This window comes from Streptomyces sp. NPDC127595, assembly GCF_042671685.1.
In the GTDB taxonomy this organism is placed as follows: Bacteria; Actinomycetota; Actinomycetes; order Streptomycetales; family Streptomycetaceae; genus Streptomyces.
Window position 1 is genome coordinate 65603 of sequence record NZ_JBHXWK010000015.1, and the last position, 16468, is coordinate 82070.

15 protein-coding genes and 5 pseudogenes are annotated in these 16468 nt (G+C 68.4%); 11 read left to right on the forward strand and 9 right to left on the reverse strand.

Features of this window, described 5'->3' with window-relative positions:
• Nucleotides 1–309: 309 nt before the first annotated feature.
• Nucleotides 310–885 (forward strand): hypothetical protein, encoded by a 576-nt coding sequence (locus ACFVKT_RS35280; protein WP_385739350.1) that lies wholly within the window; start codon nucleotides 310–312, stop codon nucleotides 883–885.
• Between the two features lie 271 nt (nucleotides 886–1156).
• On the opposite strand, the pseudogene ACFVKT_RS35285 reads toward ACFVKT_RS35280, so the two are convergent.
• A pseudogene (locus ACFVKT_RS35285) lies at nucleotides 1157–1287 on the reverse strand (aminopeptidase); the annotation flags it as partial.
• Between the two features lie 189 nt (nucleotides 1288–1476).
• Nucleotides 1477–1740: pseudogene (locus ACFVKT_RS35290) on the reverse strand (hypothetical protein); the annotation flags it as partial.
• 113 nt (nucleotides 1741–1853) lie between these two features.
• Between ACFVKT_RS35290 and ACFVKT_RS35295 the strand changes: the two are divergent.
• Nucleotides 1854–2219, forward strand: coding sequence for a hypothetical protein (locus tag ACFVKT_RS35295; protein WP_385739353.1), 366 nt, complete (start codon nucleotides 1854–1856; stop codon nucleotides 2217–2219).
• 77 nt (nucleotides 2220–2296) lie between these two features.
• On the opposite strand, the pseudogene ACFVKT_RS35300 reads toward ACFVKT_RS35295, so the two are convergent.
• The 4 genes and pseudogenes from ACFVKT_RS35300 to ACFVKT_RS35315 form a co-directional block, all read right to left on the reverse strand.
• Nucleotides 2297–2867, reverse strand: a pseudogene (locus ACFVKT_RS35300) (IS5 family transposase); the annotation flags it as partial.
• 3 nt (nucleotides 2868–2870) lie between these two features.
• A complete protein-coding gene (locus ACFVKT_RS35305) occupies nucleotides 2871–3788 on the reverse strand; it encodes a zinc-binding dehydrogenase (protein ID WP_385739356.1) in 918 nt (305 codons plus the stop codon).
• A gap of 560 nt (nucleotides 3789–4348) precedes the next feature.
• Complete coding sequence (locus ACFVKT_RS35310; protein WP_385739359.1) at nucleotides 4349–5905, reverse strand: CHAT domain-containing protein; 1557 nt, start codon at nucleotides 5903–5905, stop codon at nucleotides 4349–4351.
• A 54-nt stretch (nucleotides 5906–5959) separates the two neighbouring features.
• Nucleotides 5960–7186, reverse strand: coding sequence for a hypothetical protein (locus tag ACFVKT_RS35315; protein WP_385739362.1), 1227 nt, complete (start codon nucleotides 7184–7186; stop codon nucleotides 5960–5962).
• 154 nt (nucleotides 7187–7340) lie between these two features.
• Between ACFVKT_RS35315 and ACFVKT_RS35320 the strand changes: the two genes are divergently transcribed.
• Nucleotides 7341–7733 (forward strand): hypothetical protein, encoded by a 393-nt coding sequence (locus ACFVKT_RS35320; protein WP_385739365.1) that lies wholly within the window; start codon nucleotides 7341–7343, stop codon nucleotides 7731–7733.
• Entirely contained in the window at nucleotides 7730–8629 is a 900-nt protein-coding gene (locus tag ACFVKT_RS35325) for a hypothetical protein (RefSeq protein ID WP_385739368.1), read from the forward strand. Before ACFVKT_RS35320 ends, ACFVKT_RS35325 begins: the two co-directional genes overlap by 4 nt.
• 40 nt (nucleotides 8630–8669) lie before the next feature.
• On the opposite strand, the pseudogene ACFVKT_RS35330 reads toward ACFVKT_RS35325, so the two are convergent.
• A pseudogene (locus tag ACFVKT_RS35330) lies at nucleotides 8670–8964 on the reverse strand (aldehyde dehydrogenase family protein); the annotation flags it as partial.
• Nucleotides 8965–9526: 562 nt separating this feature from the next.
• Between ACFVKT_RS35330 and ACFVKT_RS35335 the strand changes: the two are divergent.
• The 3 genes from ACFVKT_RS35335 to ACFVKT_RS35345 are packed head-to-tail and all read left to right on the forward strand — an operon-like array spanning nucleotide 9527 to nucleotide 11835.
• Nucleotides 9527–10537, forward strand: coding sequence for a DUF6192 family protein (locus tag ACFVKT_RS35335; RefSeq protein ID WP_385739371.1), 1011 nt, complete (start codon nucleotides 9527–9529; stop codon nucleotides 10535–10537).
• A 3-nt stretch (nucleotides 10538–10540) separates the two neighbouring features.
• Nucleotides 10541–10954 carry a hypothetical protein gene (locus ACFVKT_RS35340; protein WP_229882432.1) on the forward strand — a complete coding sequence of 138 codons (414 nt, stop codon included), beginning with the start codon at nucleotides 10541–10543 and terminating at the stop codon, nucleotides 10952–10954.
• Between the two features lie 29 nt (nucleotides 10955–10983).
• Nucleotides 10984–11835 (forward strand): IS5 family transposase, encoded by an 852-nt coding sequence (locus tag ACFVKT_RS35345; protein WP_385739375.1) that lies wholly within the window; start codon nucleotides 10984–10986, stop codon nucleotides 11833–11835.
• Between the two features lie 29 nt (nucleotides 11836–11864).
• Here ACFVKT_RS35345 and ACFVKT_RS35350 read toward each other — a convergent pair whose 3' ends face one another.
• A complete protein-coding gene (locus tag ACFVKT_RS35350) occupies nucleotides 11865–12362 on the reverse strand; it encodes a GNAT family N-acetyltransferase (RefSeq protein WP_385739378.1) in 498 nt (165 codons plus the stop codon).
• Nucleotides 12363–12399: 37 nt separating this feature from the next.
• Complete coding sequence (locus tag ACFVKT_RS35355; protein WP_385739381.1) at nucleotides 12400–12684, reverse strand: hypothetical protein; 285 nt, start codon at nucleotides 12682–12684, stop codon at nucleotides 12400–12402.
• Nucleotides 12685–13105: 421 nt separating this feature from the next.
• On the opposite strand from ACFVKT_RS35355, the gene ACFVKT_RS35360 reads away from it, so the two are divergent.
• The 4 genes and pseudogenes from ACFVKT_RS35360 to ACFVKT_RS35375 all read left to right on the forward strand — a co-directional run.
• Nucleotides 13106–13999 (forward strand): hypothetical protein, encoded by an 894-nt coding sequence (locus ACFVKT_RS35360; RefSeq protein ID WP_385739384.1) that lies wholly within the window; start codon nucleotides 13106–13108, stop codon nucleotides 13997–13999.
• 683 nt (nucleotides 14000–14682) lie between these two features.
• Nucleotides 14683–15474, forward strand: a complete 792-nt coding sequence (locus tag ACFVKT_RS35365; RefSeq protein WP_385739387.1) for an NPP1 family protein — start codon at nucleotides 14683–14685, stop codon at nucleotides 15472–15474.
• A gap of 128 nt (nucleotides 15475–15602) precedes the next feature.
• Nucleotides 15603–15725 carry a hypothetical protein gene (locus ACFVKT_RS35370; RefSeq protein WP_385739389.1) on the forward strand — a complete coding sequence of 41 codons (123 nt, stop codon included), beginning with the start codon at nucleotides 15603–15605 and terminating at the stop codon, nucleotides 15723–15725.
• A pseudogene (locus tag ACFVKT_RS35375) lies at nucleotides 15716–16216 on the forward strand (MFS transporter); the annotation flags it as partial. The gene ACFVKT_RS35370 and the pseudogene ACFVKT_RS35375, both read left to right, overlap by 10 nt.
• Nucleotides 16217–16468: the final 252 nt, after the last annotated feature.

Below are 16468 nucleotides of genomic sequence, written 5' to 3' on the forward strand. Positions count from 1 at the left end.
AACGACGGTGCTGCTCACCAGGGCCAGGACAGGTTTCGCCTGGCGGCCGAACTCGACCTGCTCGCACAGCGGTTTACTGCCACTGGGTCCTTTCGCCGAGCCGGCCAGCTTCCAGTCCCCCCGTACCGCCGGACGTTGATCGCGCTCATTGTCCGGTGTTTGTTTGTCCGGCGTCCTGCCGCCGGAACCGGACAACGGCAACCCGGTAGACAACAGGCATGAGACGGCACATCGGACCCGGCAGGTCAGCGGCTTCGCGTCGTCTCAGTGCAACGCCGAATCCGGACGGAAGAAACAGGGAGAGACCCCATGGCCAGGAACAAGCGCGGCCTGCTTCGGCTGATCGCCGTCGCAGCGGCAGCGGCAGTGACCGCCATCGGAATCGCGGTACCGGCACAGTCGGCACCGGCTACCACCATCCAGTTCACCAACAGCTTCGAGGGGAACCCCTGGAACGACTGGCAGGGTCTGCAGACTGGCGACGGTGTGGCGGGCGCTGACGTCAACGGGAACCCGGTCGTCGCCCGCACAGGCGTCAACAACGGATGGCTCTACACCGGCAACGGCTGGGCTGCCGAGAAGATCGCGGTGCCCATCGGCTCATGGGGAAACCGGTCCAACTGCTCCGCAAGCATCTGGGCCAACCCCGTCAGCTACGGCGCCGGAGTCGGCCTTGAAGTCTGGGACCCCAACGGGGCCAACGGCTGGGTCAAGTTGACCAGCACCGCACCGGGCGTCAGTGCCGGCAGATATCAGCAGATCACCACTGCACCGCTGAACCTGAACGGACTCAGCACCGTGTACATCCAGGCGATCTACGGGAACAGCAGCGGAGTCCCGCAGTTCGTCCGAATCGACGACGTGAGTCTCACCTGCGTCTCCTGATCGCAGGCACCCGCTCAGCGCAGTTGCGTAGTCCTGGCGAGTGAACGAGTGCGCGGGCCCACGGCGGTATGACGATGCCCGGTGGGCCTGGTGCATGCGCAACGAAGCTCCGGTTGATGCCGGTGACCTGACCAGTCGCCTGCATCGCCCGGAGCTTCGATGCGCCTCCGGGTCCGGCTGAGGTCGTCTCGCCTCCGCATTCCATGCAGATCCAGAGATCGGGCGGCAGCATCGGGAGCACGGCGGGCCGATTCCCGCGGGCCCCTTCAGCCAGGGTGTGCAGCTCCTCGCAGAAGCCGTCGAACTCCCGCTCCCGGTCGACGAGATGGATCTCCAGGATCCAGTGGTACTTACGGCCCGCCTTGTCGGTACGGCGGAGGGGGCGCCGTTGGCCGAGGTGATGCAAGAGTCGGTGTCGGCCGGCTCGAACAGCGCATGGGTGCGGGTGGTCAGGCAGTTGTAGAAGTCGGTCCGGAACCCTCGGGCTCACCGATCCCACCAATGACCGGCGTAGACCCGCGCCAAAACCGTAGGACAAGCTGAGAACCGAGCACCGCGCGGGCGCCTCGGCCGGTGTGGCTAGGTCGTGTTTTAGAAGCTGGTGACCTGGCTGGTTGGCCGCCCGGGGTGGTGGCGGGCGGCCAACCAGATGGTGAGGTCGCGGGCGATGCCGTTGATGCTGGTCGAGGTGGTGACCTGGTGCTCTTTGCGGGTGGTGTCACGGCGGACGATTTTGTAGCCGCCTTCTTCCAGGACGGCCACTGAGGCGAACCACACGGGTCCTCGTCGGGCTGGATGACCACGAAGGTGTTGTCCGGAGTCGTTGAGGTCGCTGATCATCATGGACAGCGCCTCCAGTCAGCGATCACTGCGGCGGTTGAGGTATCCCACGGGAGTATCCTGCTGCGGGAGTTGCAGGTGACAGCGTCGAGCGGACGAAGTTCCAGCCGGGGGGCAACGTGGTGCGCATGCTTAAGGTAGTACTCCCAGTCCTTACTCTGGTGGCGGTGGCGGCGGGGTGTTCCTCGTCCAAGGGTAAGGATGAGCAGCGGCTGACCGAGCAGCGGGAGAACTACTGCATGCAGCTGGGGACGTGGCAGAAGGCGCGGAACGCGGCGGGCACGGACACACCGGAGTCGTCAGGGTACGACGAGGTCGGGGCCGTCGCTCAGGACGCCTTTCTCGCGATGCAACCGCTCCGGGATGAGACCGTCGGCGGAGGCCGCACCTTGGGGGAGGCGACGGCGGCAGCGATGAACAACGGTGACTCCGAGGCGGAGGGGCGTGTCGTGAAGTACTGCGGAGATGTCGGCTTCGAGACGCTGACCCGCTAGGACTGTTAAATATCTACCTCGCCCCGTCCACCCTGGTCTCGGTCAGCATGGAATGTGCAACCGACGGCTCAGGCCCGTCATAACCATTCGCCGATCGCGGCGACCAGGACGGTGGCTTCGAAGCGGACCGAGAGTTTGTCGAACCGAGTGGCAACCGCCCGGTTGCGCTTGAGCCGGTTGATCCCGCACTCGACCGCGTGCCGGGGCCTTGTAGTCTTCGCGGTCGAAGGCCGGAGGCCGCCCGCCGGCCTTGCCTCGCCGCTTGCGGTTGGCGACCTGGCTGGAAGGCTCCGGGATCGTGCACCGGATCCCACGCTGTCGCAGGTAGGCCCGGTTGGCGCGTGAGGAAAACGCTTTGTCGCCCCGCACCCGCAGAGGGCGGACACGAGGACGGCCAGGCCCGGTGCGTGGCACTCGGACGCCTTCCAAGACGGCGGCGAACTGGGGGCTGTCACCACGCTGGCCTGCGGTGACAAGCAGGGATAGCGGCCGTCGGCCTTGTTCGCAGGCCAGATGGATCTTGGTGGTGAAGCCGCCGCGGGACCGGCCGAGGCCGTGGTCGTCGGGTTCGACATGGATGCCGCCTGGCGGTTCGTTCTGGGCCCATCCGTCGCGGCGGGCACCTGCTGCGTGCTGATGGGCTCGACAAAGCTAGTCGACGTGGAGGACGACCTTGCCGCCGACCCGGCGGCTGAGAAGGGCGTCGATTGCTTCGGCGATGGTGCGCCATGACTGTTCGAGTTCGATCTGGCAGTTGAGCTTCCCCTCCGCGACGAGGGTGCAGAGGCGGGCGAGGTCGCTCGTTCCGCTGTCGTGGGCTGCGGTCTCGTCGAAGCTGTTGAAGGTGTAGATCCGCGCGCCGGGAGAGCGGTTGAAGCGGGCCATCCGGAAGGTGACGGACTCGGCGGGGTCCAGTGTCGCGATGTTGACGAGGACGCCACGTTTGGCCAGGTGCTCAATGGCCGTGCCGAGCGTGGCGCCGCCGACGCCTTCGACGATCACATCGAAGTCCTCGGTCAGAGCGTTCACCACCGCACTCGCACCCAGGCGCCGTAGCAACGGCTCCGCTGCAAGATCACGGACGAGCGCGGTGACGTGGGCACCAGAGAGGTTCGCCAACTGCAGCGCCATCCGGCCGACTCCTCCGGTCGCGCCCGTGATCAGTACGCGCTTGGCCAGCAGTAGGCCGCCGATCTCCAGCGACCGCAACGCTGTCACACCCGCGGTAGGCAATGTGGATGCCTGGGCGTATGACACATCGTCCGGTATCGGTGTCATCCTGGTCGTGGGGATCGCCGCGAGTTCTGCCCAGGCACCGACCCGGACGAGACCGACCACCCGGGTTCCCGCCGCCGGCCCGCTGCCGTCCGCGGCGGCATGCTCCACCACGCCTGCTGCATCCCAGCCCGTGATCGAGCCCTCCGGGCGCGCTGGCAGGTCGAGGACTTCGCCGCGATTGAGCGAGAACGCTTTGACTCGGACGAGCGCTTGGTCGGGCAATGGCGTGGGGTCCGCGACTGTGGTCAGTGCAACGTGCGGGGCCCCGGGCACAACGGTCAACGCAAGCATGATGCGGATCTTAGCCCGGGGGCGTCGCACCGAGGACGTGAGCGTTGGTGTGGCCTTGGTCAGCCGTCAGCCGTCAGCCGTCAGCCGTCAGCCGTCAGCCGTCCCATCGGCCTGCTTGTCTGCGCCGCCAACGGCTTCGTTCTGTGAGTTCGTGGAGATGGAGGACCTGGCCTCTCGAATGCTGAGTGGTACGACGCCTCTACGAACTGGGCCCGTGAAGCTTCCGCTTGGAGTGTGCGGCCAGGTTGTTGGTGCTCGTGGTGGGTTCGGCGGTCGGTCGCGCGGCGCCGACCACATGCTTGCGTAGGACTCCTGGTGCGCTTGGCCTGGTCAGGGGTCGGTGTCGTGGACGAGGGCCGTCGGTAGCGGAACGCGGTCGGCCGCGTAGTCGACGTGGCGACGTCGGCGGTCGTCCCCGCTTGGGCGACTCGGCGGGCCGTCGACCTGGTCGCCGGCGGCGTGGGCCGTGGCAGGGGCCGCCATCTCTGCGGGTACGGATACCCCTTCAGTGACCGACGTGGACATACCCCGCCCACAGTGAGGGGCTGGCCGGATACCGGTCACGCAGGGCGCGTACGGCCCGGTGCAGGGCCTGGGCCGTCAGTTCGGTGCGGAGGTGGGGTGCTGCCGCCATGAGTGAGGTCGGTGTAGGTCGCGCGGGTGATGTCCACCGAGGTGGCGTCGTTGACCGGCCAGAGGGTGCCGATGACGCGTCGGTATCCGGCGAGTTGGAAGGCCCCGGTGATGTGCAGTGCCTCGTCGGCGTTGTCCGGATGCGTGTTGGAGGTGCTGCAGGCGGACAGGTAGGCGAGGTCCGCGTAGGGCAGTTCCATGGCGGAGAGCTGTTCCACGGTCAGCGGTCGGGTGAGGTGGTCGTGGAGCAGCAGCATGCCGGCGGCGGGGTTCTCCCAGAAGTTGAGGCCGTGGCAGGAGAAATGGGCGACGGGGTAGGCGGGAAGCGCGCGGACGACGTTCTCGTACGTGGCCTGCGTGCCGGACAGGACCAGGGCGTTCGGCAGCAGTCCCGTGAGGGCCGCGGCCTCTGCCGCCGCGCCCGGCAGTGAGGGGGCGTTCTCGGCGTCGGGCACCGCCACGATCAGCGTGTGCAGGGTCGTACCGGCTGCCGGGGGAGTGGACCGGCCGGCCAGGGCGCGCACGGTGGTTGTGTAGGAGGAGACAGCCCGGTCCATCACCGTCGCCTTCCCACCATTGCCGTGATGGCCAGCGGCATGGAGCGGGAAGTACGCCATCAGGCCGACGGGGCACCACCAGATGCGGGGCGGTGGCTGCGTATCGGAGGACGCGGCCGTGAGATTCAGCGCGTCGAGCACGGGTGCGGTGACGCGGTCCCACAGCCAGCGCAGGATCTCGTCCAGGTCCCGCTGGGCGTCCCGACGGGTGAGCAGCGACGGGTCGTTCGGGGCGGTGAAGACGGCACGAGCCAGGCGCAGGAGGTGAGCGATGACGTCGGCCTGGGTCAGGCGGGTCAACGGGACCTGCAGGACAGGCTGTTCGGCGTCCGCCCGCAGGATGAGTGCGTCGCAGCGCCGCTCGGTGATGTTCACGATCACTACGGGGCCCTGTTCGGCGTGGCGTCGCAGCGCCTGGACGGAGGGTGCCCGCAGGAAGCCAGCCATGCCGTCGAGGCTCCGGATCCGGCTCAACAGGTCGTCCCAGTTCCCGTCGTTCCCGTCGTGGGCAGGGGAGTTGAGGGCGGTGCGCAGCCGCAAGAACTCGGCGTGGAGCTGGGGTGACCGGTGCCGCAGCAGTCTGAGGTCACGCACCTCCAGCGTCCGGCCGTGCAGGATTCCGCGCGACAACTCCAGAATCTCCACGGCCCGTTCAGGTCTGCCGAGCTCCAGCGCGGCGGCAGCGGCCTCGTCCGGCAGTCCCTCGATCTGTCTGAGTCCGATGACGTTGCCCATGTAGGACTGCCAGTCCGGAGTGAGCTGCGGCAGCAGGGCAACTGCGGCTTCGTAGGCGGCGAGTGCGGCGTGCGGGTCGCCGAGGGCGGCCTCCACGGCGCCCAGGTGCTGGAAGCTCTGGATCCGTACGTTGGGCGGGCCGGCGGTGGACGCGGCCTCGGCGAAGACGTCCCGCGCCTGGCGCCGCCACACGGCGGTGTCGCCGTCGCCGTGCCTGGCCAGGTCTCGCAGGGTGACGCCCAGCTGTCACAGGCGATCGCCACGTTCCCGGTGGTCGGGCGGTGTGGCAGCCGCCACATGCTGGAACAGACCCAGCGTCTCATGCAGTGCTACGGCGTCCGTGCCGCGAGCGTCCACGCTGGAGCGGTACAACAGGACCGTTGCCAGGGTGAATTGTGCCTCGGTGCGCCGGGGGCCGAGGTCGGGGGCGGCGGCCACGGCCGTACGGGCGGTCAGTTCCGCCTCCCTGAGCGGGAGTTGGTCGTCGGTCATGGTGTGCAGGGAAGCCAGCGACTGAGTGAGGTCGATGAGAGTGCCGGCGTGCTCGTCGGCGGCCGACGGCGTCTCGATCGTCGCCCGCATCAGGTCGATGGCCCGGCGCATCAGGTCGGGATCCCTGCGGTCCTGGGCGAGCAGCCTGACGGAGGATGCGAGACGTGTCCGACGATCGTTGAACTCGGGATCGCGCCGCGGTGTGGCCGCAAGGCCCTTTTCGCTCAAGTCGACTGCCTCGACCAGCAGTTGCGTGTCCGTCGTCGCGTCGTGCAGTGCCCTCAGAGCGCGTACGAGATCGAATTGTGCCCCGGCACGGTCGGAGGTGCTGGTGGCCCCGGACAGCGCCTCGCGCGCGAGGCCGACGGCTTCCTGGAGCGGTTCGACGCGTGCGGTGGCGCTCGCGAGATGCCGAAGGGAAGTGATCAGGGCCGTCCGGAACATGGGGCGGAGCTCGTCGCTGGGCGGGACGATGGCGTAGCCCTCGCGTGCCACCTCGACGGCCTCGACGGGTGCGTCACGGTCCCCGCTCCGCTCGAAGTGCTCACCGAGCTGGACCACCAGATAGAACTGGTTCACCTGGCGCATGCTGTCGCCGTGCGGCGTCGCCGCCACGGCCTCGCGGAAGGCGAGCACCGACTCGGCCACGGGTTCGGGGGAGTCCGTACCCTGTGCGACCATGAACAGCCGCTGCCCCAGGCTGTTGAAGACCCGGCCGCGGTCATAGCGGCCCGGCGGCACCAGCGGAACGCAGCGATGCAGCAGGGCGATCGAGGCCGCGAGGTCCGCTTCCCGCGCCGTGCCGGTTCTGCGGTCGGCGCGGTGGGCGAGCAGTTCCGCGGCAGTGAGCAGCACTTCGAGATCGTACGGATCTTCGGCCGCCAGTTCGTGCAGCCCGGCCAGCACGTCGGACGGGTCGGTGCCCCGCCGTTCATGCACTTCGGCCATGAAGAGCAGTCTGCGGCGCTTCCACTTACTCATTGCTTCCTTGTTTCCTTCTGGTCCCCCGCGGCGTCCCGGCATCACACTGGCGCCACACCGCCGACCACCGTAGCGGGAGCGCCGGATCCTCGTAGAGTCACCAAATCCGGGATCATGCAACTGACATGGCGGTCGCGAACGCAGGGAGCGCTCGGTGGACGAACTCGCGGAACGGCTCAGTCGCGTGTGCGCACTCATGGGTGCGGGTGAGCTGGAGGAGGCGGCGCGTGAGGCGGGCGCGGCGGAACTCGTCGGGTCTGTTCTTGCGGCGCTGCGCGGAGACGAACCTGTGGCACCCTCTGTGCTGGAGCGCCGGCTGAACACCCTGGACGACCGCATGGCCGCAGCCGGCTTCGGCATTGTGACCAGCGCGGCGAAGGGCTTGCCGACTCTGCCGGGGAACAGCGCCGGCCGTCCGCTGGTGCACCGGTGGACCTGCCCCGCCGCCCACCCCTGCGAGCGGTTGTCGAGCGCGGAGTTGTACCCGGAGGCCCCCGTGTGTGCGATGACGGGCCGTCCCTTCGTCTACGGCCGGGCCCGGCTGTGACCACCTTTCTGTCCGCCCTCGCCGGCAAGGCTGCCGAGAAGTGGCTCACCCTGCTCGTCCTGCCCGGGGTGCTCTATCTCGCCGGTGTGGCCGCCGCCGTCGTACTGGGACACGCCCACGCCCTGGAGCTGGCTGAACTTCAGTCCGCCGTCGACCGGTTGGCCGCCCACCCAGCAGCCTCCAACGCCGGTGCGATCCTCCTCGTGGCCGCCGGCGTGCTGGCGGCGGCCACGCTGGCCGGACTGTGCACCAGAGCGTCGGCCGTCGTAGTGGAGCGACTCTGGACCAGTCGGGGCGAGCGGTGGCCCGCGCGCCTTCTCGTACGGCGCCGGGTCCAGCGCTGGCAGCGAGCCGACACGGCGTGCCAGGCGGCCGGCACCCGCGCCGAACTCGCCAGGGCCATCGAACGGCGCGACGCCATCGCTCTCGTCCGGCCCCGGCGGCCCACCTGGATCGGCGACCGCCTGCACGCGGCCGACCAACGGGTGTACGACGCCTACGACCTGGACCTCGGCGCCGCCTGGCCCCGGCTCTGGCTTACGGTGCCCGATGCGGTCCGGGCCGAACTCCTCTCCGCCCGCGAGGCCTACGGTGCCGCTTTCGGGCTCGCCGGATGGGCCGGGATGTACCTGCTGCTCGGCGCCTGGTGGTGGCCGGCGCTGCCCGCCGCCGCGGTCGTCGCGGTCACGGCATGGATCCGGGGCCGCTCGGCGACGGCGGTGTTCGCCGATCTCGTCGAGGCCACCGTCGACCTGCACGCGATCACCCTGGCCCACGAACTCGGCCTGACCGGCGAACGGCCCGCCCTCACCAGGGAGGTCGGCGACGCCATCACCACCACCCTGCGCAAGGATCCGCCGCCCGATCCACACCGTGATCCACCGGGCGCCGTCTGATCGCGGCGCCGTGCCTTTCGGTCGTTCGGCTGCCGGCGGATCAGTACACCGGCACCGCCAAGTACTGGTACTCCAGGAACTTCTCGATCTCGACCCGCACGCGCTCGCGACCCTGCCCGGGCTGCTTGATGCCGCCGAACGAGGCCGCAGGGTTGGACAAAAGTCCCGTGCTGAGCCCGACCGAGGCCGACCTCCAGGCGTTCGCCGACGGGCAGGGCGCGGTCAAGGCCCTCGGTGAAGACATAGCCGACGAAGCCCCAGGGGGTGTCGTTGGCCCGGTGTACGACCTCGTGCTCGTCGTCGAAGGTGACGATCGCGGCGACCGTGCTTAGTAGGTGTTTTTGATCCCTGGCCGTGAGGTGGGTACGGCTGGATGATCTGAGGTGTGGGGGCTGGCGGGACGGCTCGGCGGTACTGCCGAGAGTGCGGTGATCCGCTGCCGCAGACGATGGCGGCAGAGGCAGTGTTCTGCTCGGGTCGGTGCAGGTCACGGCGGTGGCGGAGGCTTCGGCGGACCCGGCAGCGGGTGGTTGCGATGCAGCGCGGGGAGCATGCGGAGTGCCCGGTCTGCGGTCGGTCGTGGACGGTGGGGGTGGAGCGGTCGAGGGCTGCGGTGTACTGCTCGGACCGTTGCCGGGTGCGGGCCTGCCGTCAGCGGCGGGCGTCGCGGAACGGCGTTACGGAAACGCCATAGCCGAACGCCTCGCGAACACCTCGAACACCCCTTGTTTTGTAGGGAAGTTGGGACCGACTTCCGAGCGCTTCGAGCGCCCCTGGTTCACGCCCTGCCCCGGCGTGTCGCGCGCGCGTCACGGTGGACAGTGACCGGGGCCGGCGCCCCTTTGACCGGTCACGTCGTGGTGGCCGGGCCGGACCCGGGCGAGGGCGGTGGTCATCATGACCGACGTGGCCGACCGGATCGGGAACGTCACCCGGCAGCGTTACGAACAGCTCGTCACCCAGGCCAAGGAACTGATCGCGCAGATCGCCCGCTCTCAATTCTCCCTGGGTGACATGGCGTTGGAGATCGAGCCGATGAGGGCGGTGGGCGGGTCGATGCCGAACGGCACGGACGACCTGTTCACCGTCACTGAGTCGTTGCAGATGTTCGCGGACGACATCGGCGTCGAACGCCGGACGGTGGAGGACTGGCGTTACACCGCCAACCGGTGGCCGGAAAAGCGCCGCAAGGAGGGCGTGTCGTTCACCGTTCACCGCATCCTGGCCTCGGTCGTGGACGAGGACGAGCGGTGGGCGGCGATCGAGGACGCGCCGTTCAACCCGCGCACCGGGGTGAGGCAGTGGACGCCGGACGGCGCGAAACGGGTCGTCGGCCAGCGGGTCGATCGGCCGGTGACGGTGGATGAGAAGGTCCAGGCCGTGGCCGACCTGACCCGGGACGACGAGGTCGCCGCCCAGGTCGCCACCGACCTGCTGAAGCGGCCGGCGGTCACCGAGCACGTCACCCCTGCCGAGAAGGTCCGGGTCGTCACGGAGCTGACCAGGGACGACAGTGTCGCGCAGGAGGTTACTACCGGTCTGCTGCGCCGTCCGGCCGTTGCCCGGAAGACGATGCGGGACGACACCACCCGGATGCTCGTCAACCGCGCCCAGTTCGACAACTCCAACGAGACGCGTGACCGGATCCGGGAACGTACTCCGGCCGTCCGGGCGATCGAGCACACCATCGAATACCTCGACCTGGTCGGCTCCTGCCACGGCTTCGTGGCCACGCTCGGCCGGCTGGTCCCGCAGCTGCGCGGGCAGGAGTTCACCGAGGACGAACGCGAGACCGTGCGCCGGCAGATCGGCCGGGTCCGCGCGGCGGCGGACTGGCTCGAAGGAGCTCTCGACAACGGCGAGTTCACCCTGGACGAGCAGCTGGTCCAGCTACTCAAAGGCGAGTAGGCCATGCCGCGACGCCGGGAGGCCCGGCCGCTGGCCGAGCACTACGGCGACCTGGTCCGCGTCGCCCTGATGGAAGCGAGGCCCGCGGGCCTGCACACCTACCAGCTCATGGCCGCCACCCGCCTCACCCGCTCGCAGGTCGGCCGCGGCATCCGGCACGTCCGCGACGTCGTCGCCGCGGAGAACCTGACGCCGATCACCTGGACCCGCCGCGACGGGTTCATGTTCTCCGACGACCCCGCGGACTGGATCGAGTACGACAAGCGACAGTTCCGGCAGATCCTCGGCCGACTCACCCGGGTGATCACGGGCACGCTCGACCCGCACCTGGCCCGCTACCCCGACGACGAATGGGCCCAGCTCGCCACCGCCCAGCTCACCGGCGTCCGCGCCACCCTCGCCCAGCTCTCCAAATAACCCCCGCCGATCACCCTGCCGAGCTCGCCATGCCCGCTGCCACCCGTCGCCGCCGCTACCCCTCCGACACATCCGCCGCCGAATGGGCCCTTCTCGAACCCCTGCTGCCCGTCCCGGCCTGCCGGACCAAGACCGGCGGTCACCCGGAGAAGTGGCCGCGGCGGGAGATCGTCGACGGCATCCGCTACATCGTCGACAACGGCGCGAAATGGCGGGCTCTGCCTGCGGATTTCCCGCCCTGGGAGACGGTCTACGGGTTTTTCTGGAGGTGGAACCGGGCCGGGGTCGTCACCTACATCCGTGACCAGCTCCGCCGCAGGATCCGTACCGGCAAGGGCCGCTGCCCGCATCCGGTCACGCTGATCGTGGACTCCCAGTCGGTCAAGGGCGCCTCCACCGTCGGCCGCAACAGCCGCGGCTACGACGCCGCGAAGAAGATCAACGGACGCAAACGACATATCACGGTGGACACGCTCGGCCTGCCGGTGATGATCACGGTGACGCCCGCCGACATCCAGGACCGCGACGCAGCCCGCGACGTGTTCTGGCGCCTGCGCCTCACCCAGCCGCAGATCACCCAGGTCTGGGCAGACCGCGGCTACGCCGGCGAACTCGTGGACTGGGCCCGCGAACGCCTCTGGCTCAGCCTGCGCATCGTCTCCCGGCCCAAGGGCACCAAGGGCTTCGTCGTGCTTCCCCGCCGTTGGAAAGTAGAACGCACGATCGGCTGGTGCATGAACGCCCGCCGTAACGCACGCGACTACGAACGGCTGCCCCAGCACTCCGAAGCACACCTGAACTGGGCACTCATCACCATGATGACCCGGCGCCTGACCCGCAAGAGCCCCCGAACGAGCCATTGGGCGAAGAAGCCACGTTGACCTGCGGGAGAGCCGCAGACATACGTACTTCAGAGCGAGGTCGGCTTGTCCAAGGAGTACACCGTGACTGGATTCCCGAAGAGCTCGTCCTCACGCAGAGGGGCAAAGCCAAGCCGTTCCGCCACGCGCACCGAGGCGACGTTCCCGGGACGGATCAAGGAGATGAAGTAGGACTCGTCCAAGGTCGCGAACCCCCAGTCCAGACATGCGCGCGCTGCCTCGGTCGCATAGCCGTGGCCCCATGTCTCGGCCTTGAAAGTCCAGCCAAGTTCCACCTCACGGAAGTTCTCCCAGTAGTTCAACCCGACCCGCCCGATGAACTCACCCGTGGACTTCAGCTCGACGGCACACAACCCGTGACCTCGTTCCGCCCACTGCTGCTCGACTGAGGCCAGCCGCTCCAACGCCTGCTGGTGCGAGTAAGCGCCGACGAACCGGTTGACCCGCTCGTCGTCATGGAGAGCGACGAACGCGTCAACGTCCTCGACCCGGAGAGGCCGCAGCAAGAGCCGTTCAGTGTCGATCACCCAACCAGACTATGACAGGCCCGCCCGCACTGCTTGCCTAGTCTTTCCAGTCAAGCTGGTGCTCCGGCACCCCTACCGACAGCCCGTACGCGACCGCCTCGGCACGGCGGACATCGTCAGCCCCCGCATAGCGGAACACACGGCCCGCGAAGACCACCACTCGTTCCCCGCTGGAACGGTAATCCGCGTACCAGCCACCCTCGTTAGACAGGCTTTCCGCCAGTGCCTTCGCCAGGGGCGCATCGTCCTCCGCGTCGCTCTCGAACTCCAGCACCGTCCACACCGGCGGCTGGCTCCCTTGAGCCGAGCTGGAGACGTCCACCCGCGTGACCTTACACACCCGAAGCCCCGTCAACTCCAGTACCGCGCCTGACCGCAGACTCTCTCCGATGACGCACCCCGTAATCACCGCGTTCCCCTTCCAACCGTCGTCAGACCAGCCTCCACCCTAGGGTCCGAACCAGGTGTCTGAGGAAGATCCGAGAAGATCCGTCGGCAGATCACTTCAGTAAAGCCTCAGGATGAGAAACACCTACTTAGGGTCTCCGTGTCTATGAGGCGGCTGTCCGGGGCCACGTTGGTGAGTCCGGCTGGCGGGTGGAAGCAGCCGGGGCCCTTCGGCGTACTTCGGCCGACCAGCATCCGGGCGCCGCCCTCTGCAGCGTCGGAGACGGTCCGTCCGGGCGGATTGTCCGGGTGGGTTTCCGGATAGGTGCCCTGGGTGTCTGTCGTAGGCTCCGGTCATGTTTTTCGGGGTGGGTGCGCGGGAGTTGTACGAGGCTTTGGTCCGGTTCGAGGGTGTGGAGCCGTTCGAGAGGGTCGTGGTGCCGTGGCTCGACCGGGCCGGGGACGGTTACCGCGGCCGGCTGGCCACGGCGGGTGAAGACAGCTCTTGGTGGGCCGGGAAGGGATCGGAGCCGGGCGGCCAGGAACTGGTGTGGGAGCTCTATGCCCTGCACCGGCTCAGCGACCGGCTGCTGCTCACCTTCCAGCCTCCCGCCGACGGGCCCGGCTCCCCGGACCCGCTGCCTCTGCTCTCGGAGCGGGAGTACTTCGAGGTGTTCACCTCGCTCGGCATGACGCCGTTCGAGGACGGCGCTACGTTCGACCCGTTCCTCCACGAGATCGTCGAGGTCGAACAGGCCGAGGACCCGCACGCACCGATCGTGGTCACCGGGGTTCTGTGGCCCGGCCTGATGCTGGGCCGGCTGCTGTTCAACCGGGCCGGTGTGCGGATCAGCGCCGGCGTCGTGCACGCGCAGCGCGGCGTGGCGGACCGCTCGCCGCTGTACTGGGCCTTCCGGCGCCGTCACCGGCCGACGATCGACCTGTCTCAGGGCTGGGGCGGCAACTCGCAGTGGTGTACCGGCTTCCGCCTGGATTACCGGACCCCGTCCGGCGATCGGCTCAACGTGGCGGGGGACCGCCCGATCGACGGCAGTGCTGACCTGCCCCCCGACCATCCGGAGAATCTCAGCCCCGAGGAGAGGCTTCTGACGCCGGGTGACCGGCGCGAGCTGTTGCGCCACCGCTGCCTCCTGCGTATGCCCGATGCTGCTGGCGTACTGGCCCCATCGCCCGGCTGGGAGCGGGACCTGATGCCCTTCGACTGGCGGCTTCCGCATTCCGGGGCCTGACCCGGGGGGACGGAGTCGGCAGGACCGGTCCGCTTCCGTGTCGGATCCGGGACGGATCCGGCACGGAAGCGGACCGGATGGCGTCCACCCGCGGCCACCACTCGCAGGCGTGACCCAAGGCTGTCGTCCTTCGGCGGTCTCGTAGCAGAAGTTGGGGGAAGCGACCGGCGCACCCCGACCCTGAACGCCCCCAGGCAAGACGCCAGATGCTCGCCGGGGCGGGTGCCACGCCCAGGGAGCAGGACCGCGATCATAGGCCACCGCCTGGACATCACGGGCGAAAGGCGGATTTGAGCTGACCGACGAGAGCGGAGAATTTGATCTGGATCGGGCGCTGCACCAGCGGGTAGCCGTGGTGAGTCTCGCCGTTTAACTCGCACAGTCGCACAATTGGCCTTCGCGTAAACCTCATGCATCATTTCCTCGCAGTGGCCAGGATGCCGCGGGCCAAGCCATGACGCCGGAACTTTGGGGCAACGGCCGGATGTATCAGCACTGAACTGGAATACCGGCACCGCGGGGGTTGCGGCGCCTGGGAAACTTCCCGGTTCTTGCGCAACTCGACCTCTGTACGCTCTACTTGCCCTGCCCACGCCCGCCGTGCGCTGCACAGAGGTCGGGCCAGGCGTTCATCGTTGCGCTATTCCATCCGACCCAAAGTATGTGCCGTCTTGGGAGTAAGAATGCGGACTGCTGGACAAAGCAAACGACGTTGGCGGCTGAGCGCGATCCTCGGGGCTGCTTTCCTGGCCACGGTGATTCCCGCATCAGTGGCGTATGCCGACAATCTGCCGAACCTGCCCCAGAACGCCGGAGGATATGAAGCATCGTTCTCACCGGCGTACGACTATGACGGTGACGGCTGTTATGCGGTCGCCGCCATATCTCCCGACGGGACACTCAACCCCGGCCTGAACACGTCGGGCGCGGTGAACGGCAGTTGTCGTGACCAGTCCGATCTCGACCGTACCCAGACATACGCCCGGTCCAAGTGCAACAACGGATGGTGCGCGGTCGTCTACGCGAGCTACTTCGAGAAGGACCAGGCCGTCGCGGGCAGCGGCCTTGGAGGGCACCGTCACGACTTCGAACACGTGATCTCGTGGGTGAACCAGCAGGCCAACCAGGTCGAATACGTGACCACCACGCAACACAGCAGCCAGGTGACCTACGCGCGGTCCCAGGTACGGTTCGACGGATCGCACCCCAAGGTCGTCTACCACAAGGACGGGCTGGGCACTCACTTCTTCCGGCTCGCCAACAGCAACGACGAGCCGCCGGAGAACCACTATCACAACTGGCGCCAGCCCCCCATCGTGGACTGGAACGGCTGGCCCAGCACCTCCCTCAGAGATCGGCTGATGAACGCGGACTTCGGCTCCGCCACCATCAAGATCACGGACAAGGACAGCCGCTTCACCAACCTGCTGAACGCCTCCAAGCCTGCGGGTATCCCGTTCGACCCATGGGCCTGACGGATCGGCAGACTTGAGGTGCCGGCTCCGGCCGTCGACCGACGCGTGGAGGTGTCCCGGCGGCCGCACCTGCTGCGGACGCCGTCGGCGAATGCCCGTTCGCGGCCACCGAGGCTGCCGTCGCTGACGTGGAGACGGAGATTCCCTACCCGCTCTCCCAGGTCGTCGCGGATATCGAGCAGGCTCTGGAGCGCAGGAGCTTCCACGACCGGATCGCCGAGAAGCTGGCTGAGGATCCCGCATGGGGCTGAAGCGCACGCTGATCGACGTGACTCCGTTACGGTCATCGCCACCGTTCCGGCGGTTGTGGATCGGCCAGACCCTGTCCGGTTTCGGCGGCCAGATGACACTCGTCGCCGTCATGTTCCAGGTCTGGCAGATGACGGAGAGCCCCACGTGGACGGGTGCCGTCGGGCTGGCCCAGGCGGTTCCGCTCGTCGCGCTCGGGCTGTTCGCGGGCTCGTTCGTCGACCGGGTGGACCGCCGGAAGTTCTACCTGCTCACGATCAGCGGACAGGCCGCGTGTTCGCTCCTCCTCGCACTCCAGGGCTTCCTCGGGCACGTTCCTGCCGCCGGCGTGCTGGGGCTGGTCGCACTCCAGTCCTGCTTCGGCGCAGGCAGCGGCCCCGCCTCGCGCACCTTCATTCCGCACCTCCTGCCCAAGTCCCAACTGGCCGCGGGCCTGGCGCTGAGACGAATCGCCTTCCAGGGCGCCATGCTGCTCGGTCCCGCACTGAGCGGGTATGGGAAACCGCGGGCCCTCGTCCTCGGCGCCGCCCCCGACACCCTGCCGGCCCAGCGCCCCCTGACACGCCTCGCCGGACCATGGATGGTTCCTGAGACCGCCCCGGACGGGATGGCCGGACCTGAGCCTCGCAGCAGTTGCCGAAGTGGCCCGCCGTTGGCCACGGGAGCAGTCGGCCGGCGCGGTCTCAAGAGTGCTGTCATGTCTCTCCTTCGGGTGAAACGCCCGGGCCGGTGTGTCGGATTGGCC

Excerpts from the sequence above, each read along its gene's own strand:
- ACFVKT_RS35335 (WP_385739371.1), top strand. The coding sequence starts at position 9,527 with ATGACCGACGTGGCCGACCGGATCGGGAACGTCACCCGGCAGCGTTAC.
- ACFVKT_RS35280 (WP_385739350.1), top strand. The coding sequence starts at position 310 with ATGGCCAGGAACAAGCGCGGCCTGCTTCGGCTGATCGCCGTCGCAGCG.
- ACFVKT_RS35360 (WP_385739384.1), top strand. The coding sequence starts at position 13,106 with ATGTTTTTCGGGGTGGGTGCGCGGGAGTTGTACGAGGCTTTGGTCCGG.
- ACFVKT_RS35315 (WP_385739362.1), bottom strand. The coding sequence starts at position 7,186 with ATGAGTAAGTGGAAGCGCCGCAGACTGCTCTTCATGGCCGAAGTGCAT.
- ACFVKT_RS35345 (WP_385739375.1), top strand. The coding sequence starts at position 10,984 with ATGCCCGCTGCCACCCGTCGCCGCCGCTACCCCTCCGACACATCCGCC.
- ACFVKT_RS35295 (WP_385739353.1), top strand. The coding sequence starts at position 1,854 with ATGCTTAAGGTAGTACTCCCAGTCCTTACTCTGGTGGCGGTGGCGGCG.
- ACFVKT_RS35365 (WP_385739387.1), top strand. The coding sequence starts at position 14,683 with ATGCGGACTGCTGGACAAAGCAAACGACGTTGGCGGCTGAGCGCGATC.
- ACFVKT_RS35340 (WP_229882432.1), top strand. The coding sequence starts at position 10,541 with ATGCCGCGACGCCGGGAGGCCCGGCCGCTGGCCGAGCACTACGGCGAC.
- ACFVKT_RS35305 (WP_385739356.1), bottom strand. The coding sequence starts at position 3,788 with ATGCTTGCGTTGACCGTTGTGCCCGGGGCCCCGCACGTTGCACTGACC.